This window comes from Nocardia sp. NPDC058705 (assembly GCF_042749305.1).
GTDB lineage: Bacteria > Actinomycetota > Actinomycetes > Mycobacteriales > Mycobacteriaceae > Nocardia.
Window position 1 is genome coordinate 204286 of the sequence record NZ_JBHYRN010000003.1, and the last position, 17634, is coordinate 221919.

Consider the following 17634-nt stretch of genomic DNA (forward strand, 5'->3'; position numbering starts at 1 on the left):
CGTGGCCGCAGCATTCAGCACGCACCGCATCTGGTGCGCAGCATCGGCCCCGCATCGCGTCGTGCGCGCGCGGCGCGCAGGCACCATTCCCGCCTAGATGGTGTGGGCAACCCGTCGTTGACGCCGCACCCGATCTCACCGACTCAGTCCACACCGCGCAGGAAGCAGGATCATGGCCCGTTATATGAGCATCGCCCTCACCAAAGCAGGCGTCTCCTGCCGAGGACGGCCTCGCGGACTTGGCGGCTGCCTGCAACGGATTGTGGTTGCGCGGTGTGGAAGGCGAGACCCTGTCGTTCGCCCGCGCCTGATTCCGGATGAGCCCGGCATTTTCACGCACTTCGACCGCCGCCGGTCAGTTTTCTGACTGAACGGCGGCGAAGTGCGTGAAAATGCCGGTGAATTCAGGCGCTGAGCACGGACTCCGCGTGTCGGGCGACCGCGAGGACCAGATCATCGGAGTGTCGTGGTCCGACGATCTGCATACCCACCGGCAGCCCGGCGCGAGTCGTGCCGACGGGAATGCTGATGGCGGGCTGCTGAGTCATGTTGAACGGGTAGGTGAACGGGGTCCAGTCGGGCCAGCCGTTGAGTCCGCTGCCGGGCGGCACATCGTGTCCGGCTTCGAAGGCGGTGATCGGCATGGTCGGGGTGATCAGGACGTCGTAGGCTGTGTGGAAGCTGCCCATCGTGATGCCGACCTCGGCGGCGACATGGCGGGCGTCGAGATAGTCGATGGCACTGACGGTTTCACCACGCGCCCACACCTCGGCCAAACCGGGATCGACCTTGTCGCGGGATCCGGCGGGGAACTTCGAAAGCATGGTCGCCGCACCAGCGGCCCACAGCGTCTCGAAAGCCGCCCGCGGATCAGCGAATCCGGGATCCACCGCATCGATGGTCAGCTCGGCCTCGGCCAACCGCGCGACCGCGCTCTCGACGATCGCGGCGACCTCGGGGTCGACCCGCGCGTACCCGAGCGTGGCCGAGTAGCCGACCGACAGCCCGCGCACATCCCGCTGCATCTGACTGCGGAAGGTCGTGAAAGTGGGCGCCAGCGCGGTCGGGTCTCGCGGATCGGGCAGCGACAGAATGTCCATCAGCAGCGCCGCGTCCTCTACGGTCCGCGTCATCGGCCCGGCATGGGCGAGGGGCCCGAACGGGCTGGCCGGGTAGAGCGGAATGCGCCCGTGCGTCGGTTTGAATCCGACGATGCCGCAGAACGACGCCGGAATCCGGATGCTGCCCCCACCGTCGGTGCCGACCGACACCGGCGTCATCGCGCCCGCCACCGCCGCCGCGCTACCACCCGATGAACCGCCCGCCGTCGTGGTGGGGTCGACGGGATTGCGGGTAACGCCGGTCAGGGGGCTGTCGGTGACGCCCTTCCAGGCGATTTCCGGCGTGGTCGTCTTGCCGACGAACACCATCCCGTCCTCGCGCAGCCGCGCCGCCACCGGGCTGTCCACCAACCACGGTCCGCCCGCGTCGACACAGGTGGAACCACGCAGCGTCGGCCAGCCTTCGGTAAGGAAGATGTCCTTGATGGAGATCGGCACCCCGTCGAGCAATCCGCGCGGATTACCCGACTGCCAGCGCGCCTCGGAATCCTTGGCCTGCACCAGTGCCCGATCCGGGTCGACCAGGCAGAAGGCCTTGATCGCGCCGTCACGGGTGGCGATCGCGTCCAGGCAGGACTGGGTGGCCTCGACGGGGGAGAGCAGGCCGGCCGCGTAGGCCGAAACCAACTGCACCGCCGTCATCGCAGTGGGGACGGTGGGGAGGTCGGGCTGCGTCATGGCGGGCTCCTTCAGCCGGGCACGTACCCGAGCGTCTTGTCGACAACGTTGTCCAATGGCAGACCGGCTGCCCACCTGTCGAAGTTGTCGGTGAATGCGCGGACGATCTCGGTACGCCAGCCGTGGAAATCGCCCGAATTGTGGGGCGTGAGCACCACATTCGGCAGATCCCAGAGCGGGTGACCGGCTGGCAGCGGTTCCGGGGCGACCACGTCCAGTGCGGCCGCGGCGATCGAGCCTCCTGCCAGCGCGGCGACGAGATCGTCGGTAACCACTAATTCCCCGCGCCCGACATTGACAAACCTGGCGTGGGGTTTCATCGCGGCGAACGCGGTCGCGTCGAACATGTGCCGGGTCTGCGCGGTGAGCGGCGCGATCGCGATCACGTAGTCGGCGCCGGGCAATTCGGCGTGCAGGTCATCGCTGACGGTGTCGAAATCCGGGTCGCCGGTGCGGGCCCGGCGCCCGACTCCGCGCACGGTCATTCCCGCGGCGCGCAACAATCGCGCGATCGTCCGGCCGATGGAGCCGGTGCCCACGATCAACGCCGTCGCGCCCGCGACCCGTTCGGATTCACGGTGCTTCCACTCGTGCCGCTGCTGCAGACGGATCGATCCCGGTAGGTCCTTGGCAAACGAGATGATCTGTCCGAGAACATATTCGGCGATGGCGGTATCGAAGACATTGCGGGTGTTGGTGACGACAACGTCGGAGGCGCGCAGTTCCGGGAACATCACCGGATCCACTCCGACGCCACCCATGTGCAGCCAGCGCAGCCGATCGGCGCTGTGCCATGCACCGGGTACCGCCCGGGTCTGGAAGTCGTAGACGAACAGCACATCGGCGCCGCGAAGCGCATCGGCGAGCCCGTCGGCCTCGGTGTAGCGCACCTCGGCACGCTCGGCCACGGGGGTCATGAGGTCGGATTCGGGCACGCTGTCACGATGTAGGACGGTGACAATCGGCCCGCGTCCCACAATTTCGCTGCCCACATTGACACCGTAAGTTCAGATCGTATGATTGTCAACAATCCGATCGTGTTCGGAGGTCTGCCCGGCTGAGCGCGAGAGGGGCCGCAGTGGAGTTCAGCTTCCCGGACATCGATGGGCCGGTAGCCCAACGAGGCATCGGCGTGATCGCGCCGTTCGACCTCGCCCTCGAACGGGAACTGTGGCGGTGGGCGCCCCTCGAGGTGAGCCTGCATCTGGCCCGCACACCCTACGAACCGGTGCCGGTCTCGCTGGCCATGGCCGAACTGGTGTCCAACCCTTTGCATCTGACGGCGGCCACGCACGATGTGTTGCACGTGGAGCCAGAAGTCGTTGCCTACCTGTGTACTTCGGGCAGTTTCATCAACGGGCTCGCCTACGAACGGTCCCTGCGGGAAACGATCTGCCTGGCCGGTGCGCCCGATGCGGTGACCACCTCCGGCGCCCTGGTGGAGGCGATCAAACACCTCAACATCACCCGCATGTCGGTGATCACCCCCTACGACGAGATCCTCACCGGCAAACTGCACGACTTCCTCGATGAAGCGGGCTGCGCCACGATCAAGTCCGATCACCTCGGGCTGGGTGGCGGCATCTGGAAGGTCAACTACCGGACCATCGCCGAACGGATACTCGGCGCCGACGATCCGCGTTCGGAAGCGATCTTCGTCAGCTGCACGAACCTACCGACCTACGACGTGATCGAGCCACTCGAACAGGCACTCGGCAAACCGGTTCTGACCGCGAACCAATTGACGATGTGGGCGTGCCTGGGGCGAATGAAACTGCCGATGATGGGCCCAGGAAAGTGGCTCGTAAATGTTTTCTGACCGAATGTGGACGCGACATTCCGCCCAGGGAAGTGGCTCGTAAATGTCTTCTGAACGGAGCGAGATGCATATGCCGACAATCGGATTCATCTACCCCGACCATGCCGCCGAGGACGACTACCCCCGCGCCGCGGCCCTGCTCGACGCCGCGTTGCCGGTGGCCCACATCTACGGCACCGACCTGCACGCGGTCGCCGAATTGCTCGACTTGGGCAGCCCGGAGAAGCTGAGCCACGGTGCGTCTCTGCTGGCCCCCGAGAATCCAGATGTCGTGGTCTGGGCGTGCACCTCCGGCAGTTTCGTCTACGGCCCGGAAGGCGCTCGCGGCCAGATCGACAGCCTCGCCGAAGCGGCAGGCGTCCCCGCTTCGAGCACGAGTTTCGCGTTCGTCGAAGCAGCGCGCGCACTCGGCGTCCAGCGCGTGGCCGTCGTCGCGAGCTACCCCGAAGATGTCGCGCGACTGTTCGTCGACTTCCTCGCCGACGCGGGCATCGACGTGGTGTCGATGTCGAGCGCGGGCATCGACACCGCCGCCGAGGTCGGCACCCTCACTCCCGACCAGGTCCTCGCCCTGGCTGTCACCAACGACCACGCCGACGCCCAGGCGCTGCTCATCCCCGATACCGCCATGCATACTCTCGAAGTGCTCCCGAAACTCGAAGCCGCACTCGGCAAGCCGGTGCTCACGGCGAACCAGGTCACCATCTGGGAAGGTCTGCGACTGGCCGGTCGCACCCCGGTCGTCCCCGAGCTCGGCGCGTTGTTCGCGGAGGGGCGTCGTCATGTCGATCATTGATTTCGAGCCGGTCAACCAGCAATCCACCGCGGAGATGATCGCCGAGCGGCTGCGCGAGGCGATCATGGCCGGTGCGCTGGCCCCCGGCGCCCAACTCGGTGAAGCCGACCTGGCGACCAGCTTCGGCGTCTCCCGCGGACCCGTGCGCGAGGCCATGCAACGCCTCGTCCAGGAGGGCCTGCTCTTCAGCATCCGCAACCGCGGCATCTTCGTCATCGAACTCAGCACCGACGACGTCGTCGACATCTACCGCGCCCGCGCCGCCCTCGAAGGCGGCGCCCTCGACCTCGTCCTCGACGGCCGCCGCGACATCGCCTACGCCGCACTACAACCCAGCGTCACCGCCATGGGGCTCGCCGCCGAAGCAGGCGACGCCCCCGGTGTCTCCGACGCCGACCAGGCCTTCCACGAAGCCCTCGTCACCGCCGCCGACAGCCCCCGCCTCGTCCGCGCCGCCCGCACCCTGCTCATCGAAACCCGCATGTGCCTCGGCGCCCTCCAAACCACCTACCCCGACCTGCGCGAACAAGCCCGCGAACACGTCGAACTCCACGAAGCGATCGGCACCGGCTCTCCTGAACGCGCTCGCGCCCTGCTCGTAGAACACATGGACGACGCGGTCCGTCGGCTCCGCGACCGCTAGGCGACCGCCCGCATCCACTCCGGCCTGGGCATCTGACGTTCAGTCCGGCCGTGCGCCATGCGTCCACGCCGATCGGATCAGGTGTTCGGGGCAGAATAGATCTCGCACCGATAACCCACTAGCAGCAGGAGCACTCGTGGACAGCGAACAGCGGGCACGCGCACAGGCTTTCGTCGATCTGCACCGCGACGGTTGCTTCCTGCTGCCCAATGCCTGGGACGCGGGCAGCGCGCGGATTCTCGAGTCGGTGGGATTTCCGGCGATCGCCACCACCAGTGCGGGCGTCGCGTTCTCCTTCGGCCGTCCCGATCATGATTTCTTCGCCGAGCACGGTGAGCAGGGGCGGGTCGATCGGCCGACGATGATGCGTCGGATCAGCGAGATAGCCAGTGCCGTGCGGGTGCCGGTCAGCGCTGATCTCGAGGAGGGATACGGGCCCGATTCCCAAGATGTCGCGACCACGATCTCCCTCGCGATCGACGCCGGTGCGGCGGGCGGCAATATCGAGGACTTCACCGGCGACCGCAGCACCCCGCTGTTCGACGAGGTCCACGCGGTGGACCGGGTCCGGGCGGCGCGCGCGGCGGTGGCTGCCAGCGGTGAACCGTTCGTACTCGTCGGCCGCACCGACGCGCTGCTCGTGGACGCGGGTCTCGACGAGGCCATTCGCCGCGCCAACTCCTATCTCGCAGCCGGGGCCGATTGTGCCTTCGTCCCCGGGGCTGCCGACGCCACCACCATCGCCACCCTGGTCGACGCGCTCGACGGACCACTCAACGTCGTCATGGGACTGACCGGTGGAGCCTTGTCGATGGCCGAACTCGCCGACCTCGGCGTCCGCCGGGTCACTGTCGGCGGCAGCATCGCGCGCCTGCTCTACCGCCACCTCCTCGACGCGGCCACCGAGCTCGCCGAACACGGCACCTTCACCTACGGCGACACACAACTCTCACAATCGGCCCTCAACGCCCATTTCGCCGACCGCACCTGACGGGCGGATGCGAGGTTTGTCCGCATTTCCGCACGGCCGAGCCTGGTGATCAATTGATCAGGAGAAGGGACGCGCACCCCGAAGGTCCAGGAGCATGCCGAGATACCCCAATTCCTGACTCTGGGACTGGGCCATCGCGCGGGCTGCCTGCTTCACGGGCCCGGAGGCGAGGAGAGCGTCGGCGGCGCGGGCCATGGTGATGCCGCCCGAGTGGTGGCGGTACATCAGTTGGAGGAACAGCGTTTCGGCGTCGGCGGCACGGGTTACGGAGAGAGCGTCGAGGTCGTCGGTGGTTGCCATGCCGGGCATGGTTGCCTGTGACGTCGGCGAGTGGTGATGGGATTGCGCCATCCACGTCATCGGAACGGCCGCGGTGGGGGCCGCGCCGGCGAGTTGGGTCCAGCCGAGCAGCGTGCCGATCTCCATCCGCTGAACGTCGGCGATCTGATCGGCGAGCCTGCGCACGGCGGGATCGGCGGCGGGGTCCAGGCGTTCGGTGAGGATCAGCGCCTGCTGGTGATGAGCGGTCATGTCCTGGATGAAGCCCAGTTCGGTCACTGTGAACAACGGTGCGGGCGTGGCAGTTTCGGTGACGAACGGCGGTCGCAGAGCCGCGCCCAGTACCAGCAGGAACACTGCGGCCGCGCCCGCGAACGCCACCCGTAGAGCACGGTTCACGGTTACGACCCCACCGTCGACTGCTGATTTGCGGGTGGCGTGTACACCTCGTTGTCGAGCTGCAACACCATGAAACCGTTGTCCGAACACGTGAGGTACAGCTGATCGCCCCGCCATTCCGGCGGCGACAGACACCAGTCCGTGGACAGATCGCCGAACGCCACATCGCCCGCCCGTGAGGTCAAGACCTGCGCCGGGTCGAACAGCCCCTCGGCCGGTGCGCTCATCACCGGGATCCCGATCATCGAAGCCAGCGCGTGCGGCGAGTTCCAGATCTCGAGGTTGCGACCCGTGCGGGCCGGCGGGTTGAAGTAGGCGATCTCGCGGATATCGCCGGGATCGCGGACGTCGAACACCCGAATGCCGGCGGAGATCCAGCCGCAGGCCAGCGCGGTCGGGTTGTCTGGACGGTCGGCGGTGCAGTAGTGCGATTCGTAGGAGAACGCCGAACCGCCCATGGCGGAACCGACATTGGCGTCGATGTTGTGGGGCAGGTTGATCTCGAGTTTGATCTTCGCGGTGATCCGCGGCGCGCTGTCGACGGACACGTCGATGAGCTTCACCCCACCGGAACCGCCCTCGTCGACGGTGAACAGATGTGGCACACCGTCATAGGTCACGGGCACGCTGTGCTGGGTGGCCCAGCCGTCGGTCCAGAACGTGCGGCCCAGGTGGGGCACATACGGATTCGGGTCACGGCGCTGCACCGCGCTCACGTCGAGCACCGTGAATCCGCCGAGCGCGGAGATGTAAAGCCGGTTTCCGTCGGGACTCACTCCGAGCCCGTGCGCCTCGATCCCGGTCAGTCCCTGCCAGATCACGCGTGGATTCGCCGGATCGGTGAGGTCGATCGCACTGAGAAATCCGGGCACGATGCCCGAAGCCCAATAGGTGCGACCGTCGGGGGAGAAGCCGCCCTCGTGCGTCGTAATCGGCAGTGGCAGCAGCGGATTCGTGCCGGTGCTCGGGTTGAGCAGCCGTGGGTGCGCGCAATCGGAGATGTCGTAGACCGACAGGTATCCCGCACCGATCCCCACCGGTACGCCCGTTCCCACCAGCAGTTTTCGAGTGGTGTTGACCTTCAATGTCTCCCATGTTCCGGCCAGCATGGCGGGCTCGGACAGGGTTGCGGTGTGGCGAGGATGCGTCGGATCGGATACGTCGAGAACCTGCACGCCCGGATGCTCGCTGAGCATGTTGCCGGGGAAGAACGTGCCCAGATAAGCGCAATGTTCGAAGCTGGTGGAGGTGATGCCTGCCCCGCGCCCGGCATAGCCGCCGACCATCGAGATATTGCACCGATAGCCCTGCGTGCTGCGTCCACTGTCTCCTGGCTGACGGCATCGTTGCCTCCCCGAATCGCTGATGCAGACAACAGCAACTGGCCCAGACAGTTGTGTCGTATCACGAATAGTAAGCCACGCAAATGGTTGCCGAGGTGGGTTTCGGGGAACAGGGGTTTGATGGGCGTCGCGAATACCGGGGGTCATCGCCGACACGCTGTACGGTTGCTCTGACTGAAGGTGGGTCTGCGAAGACCGCTGTGTCCGCGACCGGAAAGGACTCGGATTTCATGTCGAACGATGTCATAGGGAGTTCCGGTGACGCGGAGAGCGTCGGCGGCGCGGTAGCCGAACGGTCGCGGGGAAAACCCCGGTTGGATCTACTCGTGTTCTGCGCCACCGCCATCGGCGCACTCGCCTTTGTCGCCTGGGGTGTGCTCGACGACGAGAGCCTCGCCTCCGCCGCGAGCACGGCCCAGAAGTGGGTCATCACCAACACCGGCTGGTTGTTCGTGCTCACCGCGACAGCGTTCGTGGTCTTCGTGATCTGGCTGGCGATCAGTCGCTACGGCAGGATCCCGCTGGGCGCCGACAACGAGAAACCCGAATTCCGCACCGTGTCGTGGATCGCGATGATGTTCAGCGCGGGCATGGGCATCGGCCTGATGTTCTGGGGTGTGGCGGAACCGTTGTCGCACTTCGTGAATCCGCCGCCGCACACCGCCGAAGCGGGCACACCGGCCGCCGCGGAGGTCGCGATGGCCACCACGCTGTTCCACTGGACACTGCACCCGTGGGCGATCTACGCCGTCGCCGGGCTGGCCATCGCCTACGGCACGTTCCGAAAAGGCCGCTCGCAGTTGATCTCCTCGGTGTTCCGGCCGCTGCTCGGCCACCACGCCGACGGCATCGGCGGCCGGGTGATCGACATGATGGCGATCTTCGCGACCCTGTTCGGCTCGGCGGCCTCCCTCGGCCTCGGCGCGTTGCAGATCGGCGCCGGCATGGAATTCAACGGCTGGATCGACACCATCGGCAAGGTCGGCCTGGTCGCGATCATCGCGGGCCTGACCGTCGCCTTCATCCTGTCGGCGGTCTCCGGTGTCGCGCGCGGCATCCAGTGGCTGTCCAACATCAATATGGTGCTGGCACTCGCCATCGCGGCGTTCGTGTTCATCGCGGGCCCCACGCTGTTCATCCTGAACATGCTGCCGACCTCGCTCGGCGACTACATCGAGAACCTGCCGACCATGGCCTCGCGCACCGGCGCCGGTGACGAGGCGATGAAGGCGTGGCTGTCGAGTTGGACGATCTTCTACTGGGCCTGGTGGATCTCGTGGACGCCGTTCGTCGGCATGTTCATCGCACGGATCAGCCGTGGCCGCACCATCCGCCAGTTCGTCACCGGTGTGCTGCTGGTGCCCAGCGTGGTGAGCCTGCTGTGGTTCGCGATCTTCGGCGGCGCGGGCATCTTCGAACAGACGAAGAACGGTGACCTCACCGAAGCCGACGGCTCGGTCGACTCCAACTTCGCCCTGTTCCACCTGCTCGACCAGTACCCGATCACCTCGGTGACCACGGTGGTCGTGATGATCCTCGTCGCGATCTTCTTCGTCTCCGGTGCCGATGCGGCCTCCATCGTGATGGGGACGCTGTCCGAACGCGGCAGCATCGAACCGTCGCGGTGGGTCGTCATCTTCTGGGGCGCGGCCACCGGCGCTGTCGCCGCGATCATGCTGGCGATCGCCGATTCCGACAACCTCGGCGGGGCCTTGACCGGCCTGCAGGCGTTGACGACGGTGGTGTCGTTGCCGTTCCTGGTGGTGATGGTGGCGATGTGTGTGTCGCTGTACAAGGACCTCAGTGACGACCCGCTGATCCTGCGGATGGATCGTGGTGTCGAGCTGGTCGAGGGGGCCGTCGACCAGGGCACCGAGCTGCACGACGGTGATTTCGCCCTCGTCACCGAACCGTCGGTGGAAGATCCGATGGTTCCGACTCTCGATAAGGACGAGTCCCGGGCTTAGCTCGTAGCGTCGAATCCGGCCTGTGCTGAGGACAACTCGGCGCAGGCCGTTTTCATGCGATCCCGCAGAGTGTCGGCACGTTCTGCGATGGCTGCTTGGGCTCGAACGTAATCGGCTCGGCCGGTGGGGGTTTCGATGCGGACCGGTTCGTAACCGAAATCGGTGAGGTCATAAGGGCTTGCTCGCATGTCGAGTTCTCTTGCGGCGCAGGCGAGTTCGAAGCAGTCGAGCAGCAGGTCCGAGGAAATGAGTGGGGCGAGTTTGAAGCCCCACTTGTATAAATCCATATTTGCGTGCAGGCATCCGGGCTGTTCTGTCGCCACTTGGTCAGCGCGAGTGAGGGGTTCGGCATTACGCCCCACCGCCTCCGGGGCGAAGAAGCGGAATGCGTCGAAGTGTGTGCAGCGCAACGACATCGACTCCACCACCTGGTCGGTGCCCGCACTGCCGAGCCTCAACGGAACCTGCTGGTGGCGCACCTCATCGGTGCGGTAGACCATCGCCCACTCGTGCAATCCGAAGCACGACAGCTGTGCTGGGCGTTGCGCGGTGGCGGTGAGCAGCCGGGAGACGAACTCGATCGTGTCGCGCCGCTTCGCCAGATAGGCCGGATCCGCGGTGAACACGCCCCGCTCGTGCTCGTAGTAGCCCCGCGCACCCTTGTACTCACCCGCATCGCGCAACCCGATCCCGAACCCCGGATGCCACCGCCGCAACTGCGCGGGCTTGTTTCCGTAATAACTAAACAGGAAATCGATCACCGGGTGGGTGTTGCCCGCCTTGCGGCGCTCGAGGTAGGGACCGACCAGTCGATCGAGCCTATCCCGGTGCTCGCGCGCCGCTGCCTGCCACTCCGACGCTGGCAATACGCGCAGGTCAGGGGAGTGGTCGAGGTAATCGGCGGTGCTCACTCACCTATTGTCCCGCACAGGTTCGGACCAACTCTTTGGGATCAGTGGTTTCACCGAGTTGCTTTCCGGCACCGCGCCACCGGTTGCGTCGACGACTGTGTCTCCGAGAACATCAAGCCTGTGCGACAACCCTTCAGCACCAACAGCGTTGGCGATCCTAGCCCGCGTCGATGACGGTGCGGTAAGCCTGACCGACCCCTTCCCGAAAGGAAATGGTGATGCTGGTAACCCTTCTTGCCGACATTTCGCCCGGCGAATCCGGCACGGTCAGCGCCCGTGGGCGCGAATGGCCTGCGACCTGGCGTGGAACTGGTCTGGGGTGTGAGGGTGTTCAGTATGATGTCGAGATAGAGATCTCTGAGGATTATCTCGTTACGAGTGCATTCGGGGGAGATTGTCCCAGTGTAGGAGTGTCCGTCCAGAATGGGAAACTGGCGGTCTGTGGCGCGCTTTCAATCCTTGAAAATGACATGGCCGCATTGGACCTAAAGCCCGGAATAGTACTTATAGATTCTAACGATGAAATTTCTGCGCTCGGTCCGGGTCGGGTGGTCCGCGTATACCCTGATTCTCTCTCGTTGTATCCGACCGAAATCTGAGACATAATTGCCTGATTTCAAACATAGTTTAGATGGATTGCGTCAGTGAGAAATACCTCACCCGAAGTTCTAGAAGCGCTCGATACCGCATGGGATCCTGAGCGCGGATTCCTTGGAAATCTTCGCGAAGGAAGATTTGTTCCGGAACTCAGGGATTCCTATCTGGCTTTGCTTCGGTCAATTGAGATTCCGGAAGGGGAGTGTCTGCATGCGGATTTCGTTCGACTGTTGTGGTTTGCTCCGCAATTTTCTGAATGGCAAATTGAACGTGCTGTGGACAGGGGAGCTGATCGGATCGCGGTTTCCAAGTACTCGAACTTGATTTGGACCGCTGTTACGGAACTGCTCGGTGCGCCGTAATGATCGGCCCTCAGATCCGCGATCCGGGTCAAAAGTGCGGGTACATCAGTGATGAAGGACGCGCTCGTACACGGTCATCTCGCTTGCTCGAAATTGCTGCTGGACAGCTTCGGCGAGAGTGGGATTGTGGGCGATCAGGCCGAACTCGAGGTGGTGGTGGTGTTCAGCGCTGTGGGGGAAGTCGGCGTTGGCCGAAGGCGACGGGATCGTGGTGACTGCTCCCGCCGCAGCAGCAGTCGCAGGGTTGTGCCACGATCGAGGCTATGAGTTCACAGGTGACCGCTGAAGCGATTGTCGCGGAATGGAAGTCGCGACTGGTCACCCTTGCCGACAATCCGGAGTACGTCTTCGTCGACACGCCACAAGCGTTGATCGACGACCATCGCGCCCGGCTCGTCACCTTCTGTGGCTGTCACGTCGAGGAACTCGAAGCTGTCGAGGCCCGGGTTGGCAGCCGGTTCCCGGCGGTGTTTCGCCAGTACCTGCTGGACATGGGTGAGGCGTGTGGTGATTTGTTCCGGGGCAGCGAGCGTGCAGGCATCCGCGGTTTCGACCGGTTTCGCGAGGATGCTCGCGAGATCGTCGACGATGTCAGTGGCTCATGGAACTTGCCCCCGGACGCGGCCATTGTTCTGACTCACCAGGGCTACACGTTCGACTACGTGCGGGCGATCGGCGGGTTCGACGGCCCGGTGATGCGGTGGAGTGACGGGAAGCCGCACGAGGACACTCAAATAGCAGCCACCTTCGCTGGCTACGTCGACGCGCATCTGCGGCTCATGGAGCGCAACCACCGCAGCGCCTGCGAGAGACGCGCCTACCTGACGCTGCACCCCGACGGCGGAGGCCAGTGGGTGTACCCGGCCCGCAACTCTGGCGACCACCCACCCGATTCCGGGCAATAGATGAAGCCTCTCGGTGCCGAACCGAAGCTAGCACCGGCGGTTGCTGGCCTGCGCGCGTGAAAGTCCAATGGGGTCAGTCGAGCACCGCCGCGACCACCGGAATCATCGGCGGCACTGGCCCTTTCGATTTCGATGCCGAGATCGTCGCGCACTGCTGCGTCGTGACGTCGCGAAGTTCATGGGATTGCTCGCAGCGTCGGCGAACGAGCCCGATAGGTCCCACCGTCAATGTTTGGCGAAGTCAATGCGCCCAGGGAGCGCCATCATCAGATCCTTTTTGAGTTCGACCTTGCGTTTCGGTGCTCGGATGACTCGGGTCCCGGTGACGAGGTCGTGGATGGTTCGCCTGTTGTTGGCGGGAACAAGCGCGAGGACGCAGCTCGCCAGGAAGGTGCCGAACGCGGTCATGGCCACGATGTCGAGTGCGGTGGACTCAGGGTTGGAACCAGAGACCGAAATGCAGAAGAACGGCAGAAAGATGATCAGCATGCGGACAGCGGCAGGACGCAGATCAAGGCGTGGGCGTGCCCAGGGATCAGCCGGGATGACACGCACGCCGAGCAGTCCTTTGCCGATGGTTTGGCCGTCGCGGCGTAGCAGCATGAACACTTCGAGCCCGATATAGGCGGTGAAGTAGCACGCCCACGCCGCGACATCGAAGAGAGTGTCCTCGTGCTCGCTGCCGATGACGGCCTCGGCGATCAAGACCAGGGGTGTCGCCGGAAGGGCGAGCAGGAAGGTGAGCGCCAAGCAAACCGCGAAGTCGATCAGACGGGCCGCGAGTCGGCGCCAGAACGGCGCGCTGAGATTTGGCATCCACCCTCATCACTTGAAGATTGATTGCGTTGGCTAACAGACGTTTTCGGCGAGTTGCCGCTCGACGCTAGCAAACCAGCGACGAGCCGAAGACTGCTACGAGCGGTACCCGGCGGTAGCGCTGGTGGTCCCGACGGCCCTGGCTGGCATCTGTGAGTAGCGTGAATCGTGCGATTGTCTGGGGTCCCGGGCGCCGCGGTCAGGTTGCTGCGACACAATCGGTAGGTGTCTGACCTCGCCGATGCCGTGTTGCCGTTGATCCGAACCCGTGCTGACCTGCATCGCCGTAGCGCGGCCACCGCCCATGGCAGCCAGATGCACGAAGCGGTTGACCTGCTCAACGATGCGGTTGACCGCGATCCAGCGACGGTATTCGCGGTCACACAGAAGGCGTTGGCGAGCGCGGTCAAGGTGATCGCGCGCGCTGATGATTCCAGCGGGATCATGGGTGATGCGATCCGTGGCCTGCTGGAATTGCACGCGCGTTCGGCCGCGGCCGCTCGGCCGCCGGTGTCGAAGCTGGTGGCGTGGATGATCGCGTTCCAATTCGAGGGCGAGGTCGACTACTTCGAGTTGGACCCGGTCGCCTATGTCGACGCTCTCGGCGAAGTCGGCTTGGCGTCCTATCTTGACCGCATCCGACAGCTCGAGGCAGACCTCGGGCCCGATCGTCATGGTCGTTTCCTGGTGGAATGGAACGCCCGACGGTTAGCAGTGGCGGCCCGCGACGTCGACGCCGTCATCGCGATGCACGCGCGCGATCGTCGGGTCGCGGCATGGCTGACCGATACCGCGCGCGCGTTGGCCGAGATCGGCGAGGTCGATCTGGCGATCGACTGGGCCGAACAGGCCGCCGTTTTCGATCTCGGTCACCAAGCCTACGAGGGCGGCCAGTACTGGTGTGAATTGCTGGGCGAGCATCGCCGTAGTGAAGAACTCGCGGCACGTGTCGAGGTGTTTCATCGCTGGCCGACCGCTTCGACCGCGGCCCACGTGCACGATCGCGCTGGTGAGGTCTGGCCGGAGTACTGCGATGACGTGCTCGCGCGGTTGGCGTTCAGTGCCAGGGAAACGGTGCTGTTCGCACTGAGCCTGGGCGATGTCGAACTGGCCTGGGAGCGCGCGCACGCGCTGAAGTTGAACAGCATCGATGTCTGGGACCGCCTGGTGACCGCGTACGAGACGGTCGACCCGGTCGCGGTTGTTCCGGTGCTCGCGGATATGGCCACCGCCGAACTCGCTTATACCGATGTGCGCCACTATCAGGTCGGCGCACGCTACCTGCGCAGAATGCGCGCGCTCGCTGCTGGTACCGAGCGGGCTGTCGAGGTGGATGCGCTGATCGGCGAGCTGCGTGCGACGCACAATCGACGCCCCCGACTCCAGCAAGAGTTCGACCGTGCTGGTCTGCCTCGATAGTCCGCGGTGGATGCGCAGTGCAGGGACAGTCTCAATCTGTCGTGCGTCCAGATAGCCGATGTGCTCGGGAAACGGGTTGCTCGCAGGAAGGGGAGTCGGAGGTGGTGCGGGCCACGGCTTTCGATTCCTCACGACCTCGCCGAACTCGTCCTCAGCGAAGCCAACATCGAGGCTCATCCAACGTCGTTACCGAAGTGGTTGACCGGCGATTGAAAGACTTGCGCGGAAGCGTGTTTGGGCCGGACACGTTGCGTCTACGGTGGTCGAATGCACATCGATGTCGAAGCAGGGGAGTTGTGTTCACTGCTCGAGCGAGCGGTCGGCAGCCCCGGCCGAGTACACGAACCCTATGCGACGGTGATGTTCACCCACGGCGTCATCGCCGCGCAGCGCGTGAGTATGTGGGTCGAGAACACAACGGTGGTCCTTGGCTCCTGGGTCGGCGAGCTCCAACCGCAGTACCGCCACTTCTACGGCAATTCGGCGGCCGTGCAGGGACTGCTCGCGCTGGCCGAGAACGGGTGGCAGGTTCGTCCCAACCTCCACCTCGCCTATCACCAGTGCCCGCCGCAGCGGCGGTGGTATCCGCGCATGGCAATGGATGCTGCCGACTACGCGCACTACTGGACGCACGACCTGTCGTCCGCGGGACGCAAACCCCGCGCCGAGATCGACGACCCGGTATTCGCGGAGTGGTTGGTCGACAACGGGTTTGTCGCCCCGACGGAACTGCCCGGATTACAGGATTGGCTGGCCGGGCACGCCCGGACGAAGATCGACATCCGACCGAGCATGGCCATCGAGTGGCATTGGTCCGAGAGCCACCCCTCGCTGCCGTCGGTGCGCGCTGCCGTCGGGGAGTTCCTCGCAGCGATCAGAGAACCCGCCCTCCCGTAATACTCAGGCCCCGAACCGGTTTCGGCGGTAGCTCTGTGTTCAGTCGTCGAGTCCTATGGCGACATCGTATCCGCCAACTCGACAACGATTCCGCCGAAGCGCGCTTCCCTGACCGTTGCCGGGTGCCCGTCGAGGAAACACACACCGGACTGGGTTACCTCACCGCATTCTTCCCGTTCGACGCCCGGTCCGGCCACGCGTGCGTCGGTGTCGGTGTAGTAGGCGACCATTCCGGTGCCGAGCAGGCTGGTGTTGGTGGCAATAACGCGGCGCCCCGCCCGGTCTGAGATGCGGTCGCGGCAGTCACCGCAGATCTCGCGTGGGTAGCGTGGTTGATAGAACATCAATTGTTCGCAATGCGGACAGGGTTGGGTGTATCGCACTCCCGGGCGTGGCGGTTCCATCAAGGAGTCCTCGCTCGCAAGGATCTTCCGTGCGGAAGCCCCATTCCGGCTCCATCGGCGAAGGGCCAGCAAGATGTAGTCCGCGTAGTCGACCAGTTCGACATCGTTGGACGGATATTCGGGCATTTCACTGATCCGGGTGTGACCCGCGTCGAAGGCGGTGACCGCCAGCTGTTGCGCAGCGCCCAACTCGTGGTCAGCGATCTCGCGGTGGTCGTGGTCAGCCTGAGTCAGGTGCTCGGCGATCACTGCGTTGATGGTCAGTCCGAACATGCCCAACAGTCCTGATGCGCAGGTGGTCTCGGTGACCAGGACGTAGCCGTCGAGTTCGCCGTCATCGGTGGAGATGGTGTGGGTAAACGCGAAACCGCGTCCGTGTTGGGCGTTTTCGAGTCGGGGATGATGGTAGGCAACCACGCTGGTCGGGTTGCCCGACCATTGCTGGGCGATCTCGAACGCTTCCTCGTAGGTCAGCGCGCCGTTGCGCTTGCGGTGGGTCTTCATGCGCGCACCGTAACCGGCCCGTCTGACATGTCTGGTCGAGCCGGGCCGGGGGTTACGGCACGACGGTCGCAGGCCGGCCGACCCGTTGCCCCTGCGGTTCAGGTTCGAAGGATGGATGCGTTCTCCGGCAACGGAATTGGGTTCGCCGGCGAAGCGGTGACCGTCCAGATTGCATCGTCGCCGACAACGGATGCGCACTGGCTTCACCCTGCGGTACTAGAGTTAACCGCCGATAAGACCGGCTTATCGGCGGCCAGGTCGGTGTTGCTTACGCGACTGCAACACGGAGGCGTTGGCGGGACCCGGCGGCATACCCGCTGATCGGGTCGACTTGCTAACGGGACATGACCCGACCCGCCAGCCAAGCGAACCCGGCGAATCGGGACCGGTCAGCGAGATCTCTGACTCAGTCCGTGCTCCACTGCTTCGGTGACACGGATTGTCGCCGCTCCGTCAGTGCCCAGGGCGATGGCAAACGCGCTCAGTCCGAGCACACACAGATCTTCGACCCGTGCGCCCACGTCGACAGTCAGTTTACAAGACCACGAACGGGTATCGCTCAGGTCCCACAACCGCACCGTGTCATCGTGGCTGCCCGAAGCGAGCAGGGTCCGCCCATCGAGTAGCACCACCGCCGCCACCGCCGTCACCATGTGGGTGTGGCCGGTCAACGGTGTCCCGTGTGGGTGGCCGGTGATCGGGTCCCATAACCGCACCGTGCGATCGTCGCTGCCCGAAGCGAGCAGGGTCCGCCCATCGGGCAACGCCACCGCAGCGACCGCC

Annotated in this window: 16 protein-coding genes and 1 pseudogene; 9 read left to right on the forward strand and 8 right to left on the reverse strand. The window is 64.9% G+C overall.

Annotation, left to right across the window (positions count from 1 at the left end; translation table 11 throughout):
* Nucleotides 1-404 precede the first annotated feature (404 nt).
* Both ACFW6D_RS06440 and ACFW6D_RS06445 read right to left on the reverse strand, forming a co-directional pair.
* Nucleotides 405-1799 (reverse strand): amidase, encoded by a 1395-nt coding sequence (locus ACFW6D_RS06440; protein WP_379325392.1) that lies wholly within the window; start codon nt 1797-1799, stop codon nt 405-407.
* Between the two features lie 11 nt (nt 1800-1810).
* A complete protein-coding gene (locus ACFW6D_RS06445; RefSeq protein ID WP_379325736.1) occupies nt 1811-2776 on the reverse strand; it encodes a D-2-hydroxyacid dehydrogenase in 966 nt (321 codons plus the stop codon).
* A 101-nt stretch (nt 2777-2877) separates the two neighbouring features.
* Here ACFW6D_RS06445 and ACFW6D_RS06450 point away from each other — a divergent pair, with 101 nt between their 5' ends.
* From ACFW6D_RS06450 to ACFW6D_RS06465, 4 genes are all read left to right on the forward strand, one after another.
* Nucleotides 2878-3618, forward strand: a complete 741-nt coding sequence (locus ACFW6D_RS06450; RefSeq protein ID WP_379325394.1) for an Asp/Glu/hydantoin racemase — start codon at nt 2878-2880, stop codon at nt 3616-3618.
* A 70-nt stretch (nt 3619-3688) separates the two neighbouring features.
* Complete coding sequence (locus ACFW6D_RS06455) at nt 3689-4414, forward strand: maleate cis-trans isomerase (RefSeq protein ID WP_379325396.1); 726 nt, start codon at nt 3689-3691, stop codon at nt 4412-4414.
* Nucleotides 4401-5057, forward strand: coding sequence for a GntR family transcriptional regulator (locus ACFW6D_RS06460; protein WP_379325398.1), 657 nt, complete (start codon nt 4401-4403; stop codon nt 5055-5057). Before ACFW6D_RS06455 ends, ACFW6D_RS06460 begins: the two co-directional genes overlap by 14 nt.
* Nucleotides 5058-5193: 136 nt before the next feature.
* The gene (locus ACFW6D_RS06465; RefSeq protein ID WP_379325400.1) at nt 5194-6048 is read left to right on the forward strand and encodes an isocitrate lyase/phosphoenolpyruvate mutase family protein; all 855 of its coding nucleotides are present in this window, start codon (nt 5194-5196) and stop codon (nt 6046-6048) included.
* Between the two features lie 57 nt (nt 6049-6105).
* Here the strand turns inward: ACFW6D_RS06465 and ACFW6D_RS06470 are convergent, their stop codons facing one another.
* Nucleotides 6106-6726, reverse strand: a complete 621-nt coding sequence (locus tag ACFW6D_RS06470; RefSeq protein ID WP_379325401.1) for a DUF305 domain-containing protein — start codon at nt 6724-6726, stop codon at nt 6106-6108.
* Nucleotides 6727-6728: 2 nt separating this feature from the next.
* Nucleotides 6729-8054 (reverse strand): annotated as a pseudogene (locus tag ACFW6D_RS06475) (LVIVD repeat-containing protein); the annotation flags it as partial.
* A gap of 245 nt (nt 8055-8299) precedes the next feature.
* Here ACFW6D_RS06475 and ACFW6D_RS06480 point away from each other — a divergent pair.
* Nucleotides 8300-10036: a BCCT family transporter gene (locus tag ACFW6D_RS06480; protein WP_379325402.1), complete on the forward strand. Its 1737-nt coding sequence runs from the start codon at nt 8300-8302 to the stop codon at nt 10034-10036.
* On the opposite strand, the gene ACFW6D_RS06485 is transcribed toward ACFW6D_RS06480, so the two are convergent.
* Nucleotides 10033-10947 carry a 3-methyladenine DNA glycosylase gene (locus tag ACFW6D_RS06485; protein WP_379325403.1) on the reverse strand — a complete coding sequence of 305 codons (915 nt, stop codon included), beginning with the start codon at nt 10945-10947 and terminating at the stop codon, nt 10033-10035. The genes ACFW6D_RS06480 and ACFW6D_RS06485 overlap by 4 nt on opposite strands.
* Nucleotides 10948-11591: 644 nt before the next feature.
* On the opposite strand from ACFW6D_RS06485, the gene ACFW6D_RS06490 reads away from it, so the two are divergent.
* A complete protein-coding gene (locus ACFW6D_RS06490; protein ID WP_379325404.1) occupies nt 11592-11906 on the forward strand; it encodes a hypothetical protein in 315 nt (104 codons plus the stop codon).
* A gap of 263 nt (nt 11907-12169) precedes the next feature.
* Nucleotides 12170-12811 (forward strand): SMI1/KNR4 family protein, encoded by a 642-nt coding sequence (locus ACFW6D_RS06495; protein ID WP_379325405.1) that lies wholly within the window; start codon nt 12170-12172, stop codon nt 12809-12811.
* A 225-nt stretch (nt 12812-13036) separates the two neighbouring features.
* On the opposite strand, the gene ACFW6D_RS06500 is transcribed toward ACFW6D_RS06495, so the two are convergent.
* Nucleotides 13037-13627: an RDD family protein gene (locus tag ACFW6D_RS06500; protein ID WP_379325406.1), complete on the reverse strand. Its 591-nt coding sequence runs from the start codon at nt 13625-13627 to the stop codon at nt 13037-13039.
* 225 nt (nt 13628-13852) lie between these two features.
* On the opposite strand from ACFW6D_RS06500, the gene ACFW6D_RS06505 reads away from it, so the two are divergent.
* Complete coding sequence (locus ACFW6D_RS06505) at nt 13853-15046, forward strand: hypothetical protein (RefSeq protein WP_379325407.1); 1194 nt, start codon at nt 13853-13855, stop codon at nt 15044-15046.
* 267 nt (nt 15047-15313) lie between these two features.
* Nucleotides 15314-15943, forward strand: a complete 630-nt coding sequence (locus tag ACFW6D_RS06510; RefSeq protein WP_379325408.1) for a hypothetical protein — start codon at nt 15314-15316, stop codon at nt 15941-15943.
* Between the two features lie 53 nt (nt 15944-15996).
* Here the strand turns inward: ACFW6D_RS06510 and ACFW6D_RS06515 are convergent, their stop codons facing one another.
* Together ACFW6D_RS06515 and ACFW6D_RS06520 are read right to left on the reverse strand one after the other, a co-directional pair.
* Entirely contained in the window at nt 15997-16851 is an 855-nt protein-coding gene (locus tag ACFW6D_RS06515; RefSeq protein ID WP_379325410.1) for a hypothetical protein, read from the reverse strand.
* A 389-nt stretch (nt 16852-17240) separates the two neighbouring features.
* A partial coding sequence (locus tag ACFW6D_RS06520) for a WD40 repeat domain-containing protein (RefSeq protein ID WP_379325412.1) occupies nt 17241-17634 on the reverse strand: 394 nt, incomplete at its 5' end.

Excerpts from the sequence above, each read along its gene's own strand:
- ACFW6D_RS06440 (WP_379325392.1), bottom strand. The coding sequence starts at position 1,799 with ATGACGCAGCCCGACCTCCCCACCGTCCCCACTGCGATGACGGCGGTG.
- ACFW6D_RS06455 (WP_379325396.1), top strand. The coding sequence starts at position 3,689 with ATGCCGACAATCGGATTCATCTACCCCGACCATGCCGCCGAGGACGAC.
- ACFW6D_RS06460 (WP_379325398.1), top strand. The coding sequence starts at position 4,401 with ATGTCGATCATTGATTTCGAGCCGGTCAACCAGCAATCCACCGCGGAG.
- ACFW6D_RS06480 (WP_379325402.1), top strand. The coding sequence starts at position 8,300 with ATGTCGAACGATGTCATAGGGAGTTCCGGTGACGCGGAGAGCGTCGGC.
- ACFW6D_RS06495 (WP_379325405.1), top strand. The coding sequence starts at position 12,170 with ATGAGTTCACAGGTGACCGCTGAAGCGATTGTCGCGGAATGGAAGTCG.
- ACFW6D_RS06500 (WP_379325406.1), bottom strand. The coding sequence starts at position 13,627 with ATGCCAAATCTCAGCGCGCCGTTCTGGCGCCGACTCGCGGCCCGTCTG.
- ACFW6D_RS06510 (WP_379325408.1), top strand. The coding sequence starts at position 15,314 with ATGCACATCGATGTCGAAGCAGGGGAGTTGTGTTCACTGCTCGAGCGA.
- ACFW6D_RS06515 (WP_379325410.1), bottom strand. The coding sequence starts at position 16,851 with ATGAAGACCCACCGCAAGCGCAACGGCGCGCTGACCTACGAGGAAGCG.